Raw genomic sequence first — 13,395 nt, 5'->3', positions numbered from 1 at the left:
ATTGGATCAGTACCGCGGTTTGGACTTTGCCCCATCCGGCGTGATGGAATACAGCGACAGCGTATGGTCCATGTTTCGCATCCGATGCCGCAACATTTGCCGCCCCAAACGCGCAAGGTCAGCTGCATGATCGGGGTTGCTTGCAACATCCTCCAGCTCGCCCTTGCCGTCGTGATCGAACAGCAACGGCGGCAGGTCAGCGGCGAACTCAACCAGCGTAAACCGGACGTCGCGCAGAATGCCCAAACACGAGTCGCTGTTGCCCGTGCCCAATTGCTGTTGCCACAACGTAGGGTTTTCGGGTTCCGAGAAATCAAGCTCGCTAAAAGAATAGCTGCGCCAATCCTCAGGCGCTTCGCCACGCAAAAGCGGCAACAAAGACCGGCCATCCATCGCGTTCGGAACCGTCTGACCAACCCATTCAAGGATTGTCGGGGTAATATCGACGGACTCGGTTGGCGCAGACACTACCTTGCCCGCCTGTGATTCATTGCCCGGCACCCGGATCATCAGCGGTGTATGATAGGCCGCGTCATAGACTGTCATCTTGCCCCAGCTGTGCCGATCGCCCAGCATCTCGCCGTGATCAGCGGTGATCACCAGCAGCGTGTCGTCGTATTGCCCGCTGTCTTTAAGGTACTGGATAACGCGACCGATATGATGATCCACTTCGGTTGCCAGCCCCAGATAGACCGAGCGCAGCGTCTGGATACTCTCGACCGTGGGGTCAACGTGATCGAAACCCAATACGAAATCCGCCGCCGTCTGCTTGTCCATCGTCGGACCAAAGAAGGGATGCATCGCCCGTTCCTCAGCTGCATCAGAGCAACCCGCAGGCAGCGGCAACGTCGCCGGATCGTACATGTCATTATACGGTGCCGGGGCCACCAGCGGTGGGTGTGGCCGGATATAGGTCAAGTGGGCAAACCAGTTCTGGCCCTTGAGAGGGGCAAGACTGTTCAGGAATGTGTCGGTCAGAAAAGCCGTGTCGCTGTCTTCGGCCCGGTACAGGGCTGGATCATTCAGGCGCGGCGCGCCTCCGGCCGGCGACACCGGTTTGTGAACGTCCCAGTAATCGTCAAAGCGGTACCCTTTTTGCATCAGATGGGATCGCCACGGGTAGGATTCCTCTAACCGCATCTCGACGATTTCATCAAACCCGGCCATCGGGTTCTCATAGGATTTCAGAATCGGGTCACCTGGGTCATGCACACGCGGATCGGCCGAGGTATCAGTGTAACCGAACAGCATGGGCAGATAACCGGCCTTACGCATCTCGGTCGCGATATTCGGCGTATCATGCCTCAGCGGTGTGCCATTTCTGACCGAGCGGTGGTTCATCGCATACTGCCCGGTCAGGATCGAGGCCCGCGACGGCCCGCAGGGATTGGTAACCGAGAAGTGGCGGTCAAAGGTCACGGCCTCATCCATGAACGCCCGCATGTTCGGCAGATCGACGTGATCCGCAAGGGCACCGTTCAGGCAATCCGCCCGCAACTGATCAATAATGATGAACAGGACATTTCCCGCGTGCTTCATGACACTTACCTTGATTCCAACGAGGCGCTTCCGCTGCGGACTTTGACTTGGTTCCGTGGTCGCGGCAAGCCGTTCATCGCGCTGATATTTGAGCAGGCTTTTTTTCGTATCACTTACAAAAAACAGTCATTTAAGGGGATGGCGCACATAGCTAGCGTCAGGCGGACCCAAATTGTCACACCCCTGCTATGGTATGGCGGCAAATCTGGTCACAGCGTAAAAATCCGTTGCAGCACAACGTGGTTTCACATCACATACGCCCATGACGCAGCCCATGATACATTCGGAACATGACGCCGACGGCGTCTGCCTGCGTATTTCGGGTGAAATGCTCACCAAATCTCTGGCGTCAGTAGAACAGGCTTTTGCCTCAGCTCAACCCCAGGGTGGCAACGTCACGTTTGATCTGTCTCAGGTCGAGGCGCTGGATACCGGTGGCGCATGGCTAGTTGCCGATTTGGCCCGGCGAAACAGGGCCGTAGGCGCCGAGGTTCGGTTTGAAGGGTTAAGCCCGGCTCAGTCCGCCCTGTTGGACACTGTAGCCAAGAACATACCTGACGATCCCGGTATCGAAGCGGAACACCGCAGTTTTGTTGATTGGGTCGCCAGCGTTGGTCAACGCACGGCGGGGGCCTGGAAAGACACCCTTTCGATGCTGGGCTTTCTGGGCCTGACCCTGCATCGGTTGGCCCGCACCATTATTATGCCATGGCGGCTGCGACAGGCAGCGCTGGTATCCCAGATGGAGGAAACGGGTTTTAGGGCCATCCCGATTGTTGCCCTGATGGGGTTTTTGATCGGCGTTGTGCTGGCCTTTCAGGGGGCCACTCAGCTGAAACAATTCGGGGCCGAGATTTTCGTGGTCGAACTAATCTCGATCTCGGTACTGCGTGAGCTGGGCATCCTGCTGACGGCCATCATTGTTGCGGGCCGGTCGGGGTCGGCATTCACCGCATCAATCGGTTCGATGAAAGTGCAGGAAGAGATCGACGCCATGCGCACGCTGGGCCTGGACCCGATCGAAGTGCTAGTGATCCCGCGCGTCGTCGCTTTGTTGATCATGTTGCCGATCCTCGGTTTCATTGCGGATATGGCCGCCCTGATCGGTGGTGGTTTGATGAGCTGGATTGATCTTGGCATCAGCCCCGGAATGTTCGTGACGCGGCTGAAGGAAAGCACCGGCATCTGGCACTTTGCCATCGGCATGATAAAAGCCCCGTTTTTTGCCGTGGTCATCGGTGTTATCGCCTGTTGGCAGGCAATGCAGGTCAAAGGGTCGGCCCAAAGCGTCGGCCAAAGAACGACAGCCTCCGTTGTGCAGTCGATCTTTATGGTGATTGCACTGGACGCGCTGTTTTCGATCTTCTTCTCGGTGTTGGAGGTCTGACATGGACGGAAGTGTGCTTGAAAAGACCTCAGAAACTGGCGTTCAGCGCGAGGCGGTGATCCGCGTGCGCAACCTGACTAACCAGTTTGGAACGCAGGTCGTGCATCAGAACCTCAACCTGGATGTCTGGCGCGGTGAGGTGCTGGGCATCGTTGGCGGCTCGGGCACCGGCAAGTCCGTCCTCCTGCGCACGATTGTTGGACTGAACAGACCGGCCGCAGGCAGTATCGAAGTATTGGGTGTCGACGTCCTGAACGGCCCAGAACAGGAACGTCGCCGCGTCGAACGGCAATGGGGTGTGGCCTTTCAGGATGGCGCGCTGTTTTCGTCTCTGACAGTTTTGCAGAACGTCATGGCTCCGCTGCGCGAACACACCGGGTTAAGTGAAAAGCTTATGTGTGCCCTTGGCAGCCTGAAGATCAGCCTTGTAGGTCTGCCGCAATTGAGCTGCGGCAAGTTTCCGTCGGAACTGTCCGGGGGTATGCGCAAACGCGCAGCCTTGGCCCGCGCACTGGCACTCGACCCCGAGATCGTGTTTCTGGACGAACCCACTGCCGGGTTGGACCCGATCGGGGCGGCGGCTTATGACGAGTTGATCGGCGAGTTGCAACACGCGCTGGGGCTGACCGTGTTCATGGTTACGCATGATCTCGATAGCCTCTATGCCATTTGCGATCGTGTCGCAGTGCTGGCCGAAAAACGCGTTCTGGTTGAAGGACGGATTGAAGAAATGACCAAAGTCGACCATCCTTGGGTGCAGGAATACTTCACCGGCCCCCGGGCGCGCGCGGCGCAAAAGAAGGGGCAGGACAGGTAGAGGCCATGGAAACCCGAGCGAATTATATCCTGATCGGCGCCTTCACCCTTGCGGGTATTCTTGGCGCATTCGGCTTTTTCCTATGGTTGGCGAAATTCGAGGTGTCGCGGCAATACGCTTATTATGACGTTCTGTTCGACAACGTATCGGGCCTGTCAGCGGCTGGTGGAGTCAGCTACAATGGTCTGCCGGTCGGTCAGGTTATTTCGCTGAATCTGGACGAGGACGACCCGTCCAAGGTACGGGTCAGGCTTGAGGTCGACGCAGACATCCCCGTAACCGAAGACACAATTGCGCAGTTGCAATCACTGGGTGTCACGGGCGTTAGTTACGTGGAACTGACCGGCGGGTCCGCCAGCGGTACAAAACTGCCACAAGACAGTGTGATCAAAAGCAAACGCAGCGCCATTCAATCGTTGTTTGAGGGTGCCCCGAAGGTGCTGGACGAGGCCGTCACCCTGCTTGAAAACCTCAATGCCGTGGTTGATGACAAGAACCGCAAATACGTCAGCGACATTCTCGACAATCTGGCTTCCGCTTCAGGCAAGTTGGAAAAGACGCTTTCGGATTTCGAGAACCTGTCGACGGATCTTGGGGGCGCCGCCAAAAAGCTTGGCGATTTCACAGATCGACTGGATCAGTTGGCCGACACCGCGGAAACGACCCTGACAACCGGCACGGATACGCTGAAAAGCGTGAAAACCGCATCGGACTCGGCAACCGAAGCCTTGGGGAGCGTCAAGGTCACCATCGAAACAGCGAACAGCGTGATAGAGGAAGATATCCGACCCTTCATCGAACGGGCCACAACCTTGGCCGAGAACCTGAACAGCCTCACGGGCGAGGCCGGGGTATCATTGGCAACCATCACTGAGACATTCGTGAATGCCAACAAAACCCTCGGATCGATCACCGGCGCAATGGAGATGGCAGAGGGTACCCTGGCTTCGGCAGAACGCGCCTTCGACTCGGCCAACAAAGTCATAAACGAAGATGTCGGATCTGTGATGAACGATATCCGAACGGCAGCAAACGAAGTTGCCTCCACCGTGAAGAATGTCACCCAAAGGATTGACGACATCTCAGCCGATATCCTCAGCGCATCGAAATCCGCCTCGGAACTGCTGGGAACCATCGACGGCGTTGTTCAGGATAACCGCCGTCAGTTGTCCGACTTCATGCGGGTCGGCCTGCCGCAATTCACCCGCTTCATCGAAGAGGCGCAACGCCTGGTCATCAGCCTGGATCGACTGGTAGATAAGGTCGAACGTGATCCCGCGCGTTTCCTTCTTGGAACTCAAGCATCGGAGTTTCGCCAATGATTAGGCATTTTCTTGTGGTTCTCGCCCTGGTGTCGCTAGGGGGATGCGCGGGGCTGGGAACGCTCAGGCAGGCATCAAAGCCTAATGATTTGTACTTGTTGACACCAAAAAGCACGTTTTCGTCCTCGTTACCGCGCATCCAAAAACAGGTCGTGGTGCAGGAACCAACCGCCACCGCAGCCGTCAACACCGACCAGATTGCTATTCAACCCACACCGCTGCAGGTTCAGTATCTGCCACGGGCGCGTTGGGTGGACCGAGCCCCGCTGATCGTTCAGGCGTTGTTGGTGGAAAGCTATGAAAACAGCGGCAAGGTGGCTGCCGTTGGTCGTTCGACCGTTGGATTGCGCGCGGACTATGTCATCGTTCCGGACTTGCGGGAATTTCAGGGCCTTGTGATCGCTGAAGATGACGGATCGTCAACTGTACGGGTCGAAGTCCGCATGAACATAAAGATCATCGACGAATTCGAAGACAAGATCATCGCGTCAGATTCCTTCCGGGAATATGTGGTCGCCGCCAGCGATAAAACCCCTGATCTGGTCCGAGCGTTCGATAATGCGCTAGGCAAGACCATGCGGGATGCGGTGGAATGGAGTGTGCGCAGGATCAACACCCACGCCGCGAACAATTCTGATCGATTTTAGGTCAGGAAAACGGGTGCCTTCAAATGTCTGCGCCCGCATGCAAGTGTCATTGGGAAAGTGTCTGGGCCAAACGCATCAATGTGATGGCTTCGGCACGATACCCGAACGAGTCCTCACCCTTTGCCTCATTTGCAAGCGCAATCGCATCCGCATAGGACCACGAGCCCAAATATTCCCCGCCGCGCAACAACTGGCCGAAGCCCGCAATGGCGTATGAGAATTCCACATCTTCGGTCACGGCCCTCTGCCCCGGCAGGATTGGGTGCTGGATCAACTGGCTTTCCGCAGCCCCCGGAGTTTTGTACCGCAGTTTGAAGAACCCGATCTCGTCCGACCCCTCGGACACCGCCTGTTCCGCATAGCGCAAGGGACCATTTCGGATGGCGTCCGACCCCACAGGTGTCACTTCGTAAATCGCAGTCACCGTGTGGCCGGCCCCGATATCGCCCGCGTCCACCTTATCGTTAGCGAAATCTTCGCGCCGCAGAGCACGGGTTTCGTACCCGATCAGACGGTATTCCGCGATCTGCGCAGGGTTGAATTCGACCTGTATTTTGACGTCATTGGCAATCGGAAACAGCGCACCGGTCAGCTGATCGACCAGAACTTTGCGTGCCTCGCTTAATGTATCGATATAAGCCGCCTGCCCGTTCCCGTTCTGCGCCAGGGCCTGCATGGTCGCATCGTCCAGATTGCCCCGACCAAAGCCCAGGACGCTCAGGAACGTGCCACTGTCGCGTTTTCCGGCGATAAAATTCTTCAAAGCGTCCGGGTCGGACAGGCCAACATTGAAATCACCATCCGTGGCCAAGATGACGCGGGTAACCTCGCCATCCCCAGCCATGCTTTCCGCCACCTGATAGGCCTGTTGCAACCCGGCCTGCCCGGCGGTCGACCCCCCGGCCTCCAACTGATCCAGCGCGTTCAAGATTTTGGACCATTCTGACGCCGCCGTCGGCTCCAGCACTTGGCCGGCGCTGCCTGCGTAAGTGACAATTGACACCTGATCTTCCGGCCGCAATTCCGACAGCATCAGGCGGAAGGATTGTTTCAGCAGGGGCAGCTTGTCGGCATTTTGCATCGAACCTGACGTATCGATCAGAAAGACCAGGTTCAGCGGCGGGCGATCTTCGATTTGCGGAAGCGCACCCTGAATGCCGATATGGACCAGCTGCGTGCCTTCGTTCCAGGGTGTTGGGGTCACCGAAATCGAAGGCCGGAACGGCACATCACCTTCGGGCGCGGGATAGCTGTATGGGAAGTAATTCACCATTTCTTCGACCCGCACCGCATCTTTCGGCGGCAACAGACCGCGCATCAGCGACGACCGGACAATCGAATATGACGCCGTATCGACATCAATCGAGAAAGTCGACACGGGATCTTCCGTAGTGACCTTCAATGGGTTGGTGTCGGCGTTGGCAAAATCTTCGGTATTTTGTTCAGGCGCCAGAACAACAGCGCGTTGGTCCGGCGACGGCACCAAGCGTTGGGTACCTCCAATTAATCCCGAACTGGAATAGCTCTCACTTGTCACACCCAGGCCACCGGTTTGTATTTTACTCGATGCATTGGGACGCGATCGAGGCGCGATCGAGTCCTCCATCACAACAGGCGCTTCGACCACGGGTTCTGAAACCGCGCTGTCGGGAACGGCGAAAGACAATTCACTGTCTTGATCCGCCTCTTCTGTTTTGGTCCGGGATTCAACGCGTTCATCGTTCGGTAGTGGGAATGGATTCAACATGTAATCCCGCGTCTGTGGCAGGATCACCACCAAGGCCACTGCGGCGATTACGGTTGTTGCGGTCAAAGCACCGCGATGCGTCAGGACATTCAACATGGACTTCGCTCCTTCTGTCAGGCGGGCTATTGGGCCTCGCTTGACAGTCGGACGCGCGCCAGACTGCAATCCTTGGGCGCAGGCGAAACTTTTCTGCGCCTGCTGCAGATTTTCCACCCGACGCTGCGCATCCGGCGCGGGGGTGGCGGCATTCATCAAGGTTTTGAAATCTTCAAGATCGTCTGTCATTGAGCCAGCTCCTCTTGCCGCAAGGCGCGCAAGCGTTTGCGGATATCCGACATGCGCCAGGACACCGTGCCTTCGGACACGCCCAGCACTTGCGCCGCTTGGGCATGAGTCATCTCGTCCTCAAGCGTCAGGGCTAATGTGTCCTGCAATTCTTGCGGTAACGCGTGCATGGCACGCTGCAACCAATCTAAGGCTTCGGAAGTTTCCGACGCTTCGGCCCGACGCATCTGCTCGACATCGCCCCACCCGACCGCAGCACGGCTGTGACTGGCTTGCCGACGGCGCGCGTCTTCGGCGGCGTTGACGACAACACGGTACAGCCAAGTGGTGAATTTGGCCTGCGCCCGAAACCCAACAATCTTGGTTGGTAAGGCGGCGCAGATATCCTGTGTCAGATCCTCGGCCTGATCACCGCGCCCGCACAAACGAAAGGCCAGACGGAAAATCCGATCGTAATGGCGCGCAAGTAGGGCAGCGAACGCATCCGCGTCGCCCTTTGCGGCAGCTTTGGCCAGATCCTCATCCGAAGTTGTCATACGCATCACGATGAGTAAGACGGACCGGAAAGGTCAATCCTTGGCGGCGGGTCGAAAAAAAATCAAAAATGACTTGCCGATGCCATTTTCCAATCCGCAGCAAAGGCTTCGGGGGGCGTATCGTTCAGCAAGGCGCCTTCATCGATCAGAGTGTACATTTCGGCATAAGAACGTTCGTGTTCATCCGCGTTACGACAGCGGATATCGCTTGGGTGCAAGTCAGAGACTTTTTCTTTACCCATAGCTCCCAAAAGCTCACGAAAGCTTTCCAGCGTGGCGTCATGAAAGCGCTGCACCCGAACGCGTTTTTGCGGCACGTTCACTGCCCGTCCCCGGATCGGGTCCTGTGTGGCCACGCCAGACGGGCAACGGTTCGTATTGCAATGCAACGCCTGTATGCAACCCACCGCAAACATCATCGCCCGCGCCGCGTTGCACATATCAGCCCCAAGCGCAAATTTCTCGACCATGTCATAACCCGTGGCCACCTTACCCGAGCAAATGATCCGCATCTTGTCGCGCAAACCGGCACCACGCAGGCAGTTGTTAACAAAGATCAACGCCTCGTTCAGGGGCATGCCGAGGCGGTTGGTGAATTCAACCGGAGCCGCGCCGGTGCCCCCTTCGGCACCATCAATGGTAATAAAGTCGGGCAAAATACCCGTTTCCAACATCGCCTTGCAGATCGCCATGAACTCGGAAGGACGACCAATGCACAGCTTGAAACCGACGGGCTTGCCGCCTGACAATTCACGCAGGTGCTGAACGAAATGCATCAAACCCGTCGGGCCTTCAAAGGCCGAATGGATGGGAGGAGATATGACGTCCTGATGCTCGGGTACGTGGCGGATTTCGGCGATTTCCTTATCCACCTTAGCCGCAGGCAGAACCCCGCCATGGGAAGGTTTCGCGCCCTGCGACAGTTTGATTTCTATCGCCTTGACCACACCTTTTTGGGCTTTTTCAGCGAATTTATCCTTATCGAACGTACCTTCGAGTGTACGGCATCCAAAATAGCCCGTGCCGATCTGCCAGATGATATCCCCGCCCTCGGCCAGATGGTGCGGGGACAGCCCACCCTCGCCCGTGTTATGCGCAAACCCGCCATCCTTGGCACCGCCATTTAATGCCCGGATCGCATTGGCGCTGAGTGCGCCAAAACTCATGGCGGATACGTTCAGACGCGACGCATTATAGGGCTTGGTACACTGGGATCCGCCCAGCATGACCCGTTCCTCACTTTCGGCCACCTCTTTGGGTGCAAGTGAATGGTTGGCCCGGTGATACCCAACGTTCATGATGTCGAATTGTGTGCCAAAGGCCTGTGTATCCATCTGCCCTTTGGCGCGGGAATAGACCAGGCTGCGGATGATACGGTTAAAGGGGCGCCCGCTTTCGTTGGTTTCGACAAAGTATTGGCGGATTTCCGGGCTGACGAATTCCAGCATGTACCGGAAATGCCCCAGAACCGGATAATTGTTCAAAACGTTATGCTTTGTGGTCAGCATGTCATATAGGCCAACCACTGCGTAGGGGATCAACAGGACCAGTAGCCAATGCGCCGGTGGCCAGTACAGCCCCCACAACACAGTCAGCGGCAAACACACGTAGCTGAGGAAGTAATAGAGTTGACGTACAATCATTTTGCGCTCTCCCAAGGTGTTGCCAAACCGGCTAATGGCAAGCGTGGATCAATTCGGCTTTTGATTGCAAGCGTTTGAACCAAACATCACACGATCAGGTTAGATTACGAAACATGCGGAATACAGGGCCACGGTTGATCCCCATTGCCCCAATAGGTATGCCAAAACAAAGGTGAAATTGGGCAGGAATCCAGGCCGTGACACAGACCCGACCCGCCGTCCGGACCACGGCCATCATGTTCGCTGCCGTTTTCGTAGGGGGCGCTGCGGGGTCGTTGCTGCGCGAGGCGCTCTCGGCCCAGATCCCCGGCGCTCCGATTCTGACGGCCACGTTTGGGATCAATATTGTGGCCTGCTTCATACTCGGTTGGCTTTATGCAGTGCGGCATCGCGTGCATGCGCATGTATTGCATCTAGGCGCCGTCGGGTTTTGCGGAGGTCTGTCTACGTTTTCCTCATTTGTGGCTGAACTGGAACGTATGGCGGCAACGCATCTTTGGGGCGCTATTTCGGCTGCTGGTCTGGAAATAGCGGTTGGCCTTGCGGCAGCCATTCTGGGTGAGGCTATCGGACGGCGTCTCCTAGGGCAGAGGTCAGCAAAATGACTGAGCTGTACCTGCACGCCATGTTCGGGCTGGGCGGCGGTCTGGGCGCAGTGCTGCGCCATTGGGTCACCCTGCGGGTTCGCCACGACCTGCCGTTTGCAACGCTGATTGTGAATATTCTGGGCAGCCTGCTTCTGGGTCTGTGGATCGGTTACCTGGGTGGGCCGGTTGATTTGGGGGAGGAAGAAAGACGGCTGGTTTTCGGGTTTTGTGGTGGGTTCACCACTTTCTCAAGCTTTGCCTATCAGTCGCTGGAATTACGGCGGCAACGCACGATAGCGCTGGCGGCGGGGAATATTCTACTTAGCCTGATCTTGTGTTGGCTTGCCCTGTTGTTGGGATTGTTCCTGACGCACTAGTGCGCGGGAACAGCAGTTTGCGTGCCGGGTTTAGGAGCGCGGCAGAAAAACAGCAAAGGGATCGTCGCCAGGGCCAGCAAGCCGAGGTTATTGAACACGGTCAGATATGAGATCAGTTCAGCCTGCTGGCTGATCGCTTGCCCCAGTATGGCAGCGCCTTGCGCACTGTCGGGCGTCAGGCCAAACGGTTGCAGATAAGCCTGCGCTGCCGGATTGTAGGGTGTCACATTCTGGCCAAGCACAGCAGTATTCGTCTGCAACCCGCGCACCACCCATGTACCAACAAGTGAGATTCCAACCGACGAGCCCAACTGACGGGTTACGTTGAACAGACCAGACGCTTCGTCCTGCCGGGCTTTCGAAATACTCTCGAACGCCAGAATCGACATGGGCACAAAGACCAACCCCATACCCAGACCGCTGACGGCACCCGGCCAGGCCAGCTCCCAAAACCCCGCATTCATATTCAGCGCACCCATCATGAAGTTGCTTACCGCCGTCAACGTCATGCCCAACCCGGCCAGAACACGCGGATCAAAACGATGCACCAGCACAGCACCAGTCACCACCATGGACAGACCCGCCGTAATGCCCCGCGGAATGAACAAATGGCCTGAGGCGATGACCGGATAGTCCAGCAGGTTCTGCACGAACGTTGGCAGGATCGCGATGCCTCCGAACAGCGAGATCGCAAACCCTGCGATCACCAGATTGCACAGGGCAAAATTCCGGTCCGCGAAAAGGCGCAGATCAACGACCGGGCGTTTCGCGCTGAGCGCGTGAACAACAAACCCGAACGCACCCAGAACCGACGCGATCAGCGCCACCTGTATCACACGAGAAGTCAACCAATCCTTGGTTTCCCCCTGGTCCAGTATGTACTGTAGGCATCCAATGCCGATGGCCAGCAAGGCCAGACCCATCCAATCGATCTTGACCTCTTCGGTTTCGTCATCCGGCAGCTCTCCGGCCAGCAGCAGCAGGGCCATGGCCGCCACCGGCAGGTTGACGAAAAATACCATCCGCCACGAGAAATACTCGGTCAGGATGGCCCCGACTGTCGGCCCCAAGACGGGGGCAACCACGACGCCCAGACCAAAAACAGCCATCGCCTGCCCGCGTTTTTCGCGGGGATAGGCATCAAACAGGATGGATTGCGACAACGGGATCAGGAATGCGCCGAACATGCCCTGCGCCAGTCGGAAGAAAACGATTGTCTCAAGGCTCCACGACAGGCCGCACATGACGGACATGGTGGTAAAACCCGTGATGGCGGTCAAGATCAGCCGCCGCCGCCCGACCCGGCGGGCAACAAACCCGGTCAGCGGCATGACCACGACCGCCGAGACGATATAGCTGGTCAAAATCCACGTTGCCTGATCGGTCGTGGCCCCAAAAGCGGCCTGAATATGGGGCAGCGCCACATTGACAGTGGTGCTGTCCAACACCTCGAGTATAGCGCTGAGAACAACGGCTATCACAATCACCGGATTGACGCGGCTGGCCGCCGATCCCGTCATTTTTCTGCCTGATCGACGGTCGTGTCCACTGTCACTTTGCTGCTGCCGCCCACACGCAGCGGCGCATCGGTCGGGTCAAGCTCCACGCGCACCGCAAAGCGGCGGGTGACCTTGACCCAATTGCCGCTGGCATTCTCAGACGGCAAGAGCGAGAAAGTATCCCCCGAGCCGCGCCCGATCGAGGCGACCTTGCCTGTCAGCGTAACCCCCGGCAGCATGTCGATCTGAACGGTAACCGGTTGACCCGGACGAATACGTGGCAGCGCGGTTTCCTTGAAATTCGCATCCACCCACCACTCTGACGACTCCACAATCGAAAACTGCGGCGCATTGGCGGCCACCGCCGAACCCGGCCGCAAGGTCAGGTTGGCGATCCAGCCATCCGCCGTTGCATAAACCTTGGTCCATCCCAGATCCGCCTGCGCGATCTCAAGCTGTGCGCGGGCAGACAGAACGTCATCCTGCTTTGCGGCCACACCGCTTTGCAGGGCCAACAGACTGGACTGGCTGGCGGTCAACCGGGCCGAGGCCTGCGCGAATTCTGTCGTTGCCTGGTCCAAAGTGACCTGCGCCACATCTCCGTCCGCAAAAAGCGCTTTGTTGCGTTCAAAATTGTTGTTGGCCGTGTTGAAGGCGGACTGAGCGGAATCGACCGTTGCCTTAGCCGCTGCGATCTGGGTCGAAAACGTTTGAACCTGCTGTATGGCTCTGTCCAAATCGGCCTGCGCCTGATCGACGGTTGCCTTGAATTGTTTATCGTCGATGGTGAACAGCAGATCCCCTGCCTTGATCGGCTGATTGTCATTGATCGGCACTTCAGCAACCTGCCCGGTTACCTGCGCCGCCACGTTGATGATATTCGCACCGACATAGGCGTCTTTTGTCGACGGGTACCGTTCCTCATGGCGCCAATACAGCAACAGACCAACGGCGATGGTAATCAGCATGGCGGCAACGGCGACGACTTTAATCGATTTCATGCGTCAGA

12 protein-coding genes are annotated in these 13,395 nt (G+C 57.4%); 6 read left to right on the top strand and 6 right to left on the bottom strand.

The window, feature by feature from the left end; all coding sequences use genetic code 11:
* Positions 1-6: 6 nt before the first annotated feature.
* A complete protein-coding gene (locus AB1A64_RS01610; RefSeq protein WP_366549795.1) occupies positions 7-1,539 on the bottom strand; it encodes a sulfatase-like hydrolase/transferase in 1,533 nt (510 codons plus the stop codon).
* 274 nt (positions 1,540-1,813) lie between these two features.
* Between AB1A64_RS01610 and AB1A64_RS01605 the strand changes: the two genes are divergently transcribed.
* From AB1A64_RS01605 to AB1A64_RS01590, 4 genes are all read left to right on the top strand, one after another.
* Complete coding sequence (locus tag AB1A64_RS01605; protein ID WP_366549794.1) at positions 1,814-2,926, top strand: MlaE family lipid ABC transporter permease subunit; 1,113 nt, start codon at positions 1,814-1,816, stop codon at positions 2,924-2,926.
* A gap of 1 nt (position 2,927) precedes the next feature.
* The gene (locus AB1A64_RS01600) at positions 2,928-3,743 is read left to right on the top strand and encodes an ATP-binding cassette domain-containing protein (RefSeq protein WP_366549793.1); all 816 of its coding nucleotides are present in this window, start codon (positions 2,928-2,930) and stop codon (positions 3,741-3,743) included.
* A gap of 5 nt (positions 3,744-3,748) precedes the next feature.
* On the top strand, positions 3,749-5,065 hold the full coding sequence (locus AB1A64_RS01595; protein WP_366549792.1) for an MlaD family protein: 1,317 nt from the start codon (positions 3,749-3,751) through the stop codon (positions 5,063-5,065).
* A gap of 95 nt (positions 5,066-5,160) precedes the next feature.
* Positions 5,161-5,712, top strand: coding sequence for an ABC-type transport auxiliary lipoprotein family protein (locus tag AB1A64_RS01590; RefSeq protein WP_254440505.1), 552 nt, complete (start codon positions 5,161-5,163; stop codon positions 5,710-5,712).
* Between the two features lie 46 nt (positions 5,713-5,758).
* Here AB1A64_RS01590 and AB1A64_RS01585 read toward each other — a convergent pair whose 3' ends face one another.
* From AB1A64_RS01585 to AB1A64_RS01575, 3 genes are all read right to left on the bottom strand, one after another.
* Positions 5,759-7,744: a VWA domain-containing protein gene (locus AB1A64_RS01585; RefSeq protein WP_366549791.1), complete on the bottom strand. Its 1,986-nt coding sequence runs from the start codon at positions 7,742-7,744 to the stop codon at positions 5,759-5,761.
* Complete coding sequence (locus AB1A64_RS01580; RefSeq protein WP_366549790.1) at positions 7,741-8,280, bottom strand: sigma-70 family RNA polymerase sigma factor; 540 nt, start codon at positions 8,278-8,280, stop codon at positions 7,741-7,743. The genes AB1A64_RS01585 and AB1A64_RS01580 overlap by 4 nt, the downstream gene beginning before the upstream one ends.
* Before the next feature lie 62 nt (positions 8,281-8,342).
* Complete coding sequence (locus AB1A64_RS01575) at positions 8,343-9,923, bottom strand: FMN-binding glutamate synthase family protein (RefSeq protein WP_366549789.1); 1,581 nt, start codon at positions 9,921-9,923, stop codon at positions 8,343-8,345.
* 197 nt (positions 9,924-10,120) lie between these two features.
* Between AB1A64_RS01575 and AB1A64_RS01570 the strand changes: the two genes are divergently transcribed.
* Both AB1A64_RS01570 and AB1A64_RS01565 read left to right on the top strand, forming a co-directional pair.
* On the top strand, positions 10,121-10,528 hold the full coding sequence (locus AB1A64_RS01570; protein WP_366549788.1) for a CrcB family protein: 408 nt from the start codon (positions 10,121-10,123) through the stop codon (positions 10,526-10,528).
* Positions 10,525-10,887 carry a CrcB family protein gene (locus AB1A64_RS01565; RefSeq protein WP_366549787.1) on the top strand — a complete coding sequence of 121 codons (363 nt, stop codon included), beginning with the start codon at positions 10,525-10,527 and terminating at the stop codon, positions 10,885-10,887. Before AB1A64_RS01570 ends, AB1A64_RS01565 begins: the two co-directional genes overlap by 4 nt.
* Here the strand turns inward: AB1A64_RS01565 and AB1A64_RS01560 are convergent.
* Both AB1A64_RS01560 and AB1A64_RS01555 read right to left on the bottom strand, forming a co-directional pair.
* Positions 10,884-12,407 (bottom strand): DHA2 family efflux MFS transporter permease subunit, encoded by a 1,524-nt coding sequence (locus tag AB1A64_RS01560; RefSeq protein WP_366549786.1) that lies wholly within the window; start codon positions 12,405-12,407, stop codon positions 10,884-10,886. The two genes, AB1A64_RS01565 and AB1A64_RS01560, sit on opposite strands and share 4 nt — an antisense overlap.
* On the bottom strand, positions 12,404-13,387 hold the full coding sequence (locus tag AB1A64_RS01555; protein WP_366549785.1) for an HlyD family secretion protein: 984 nt from the start codon (positions 13,385-13,387) through the stop codon (positions 12,404-12,406). The genes AB1A64_RS01560 and AB1A64_RS01555 overlap by 4 nt, the downstream gene beginning before the upstream one ends.
* Positions 13,388-13,395: the final 8 nt, after the last annotated feature.

The sequence above is a fragment of the Ruegeria sp. ANG10 genome (genome assembly GCF_040705255.1).
In the GTDB taxonomy this organism is placed as follows: domain Bacteria; phylum Pseudomonadota; class Alphaproteobacteria; order Rhodobacterales; family Rhodobacteraceae; genus Ruegeria.
This window is presented reverse-complemented; position numbering and strand designations above follow the sequence as displayed.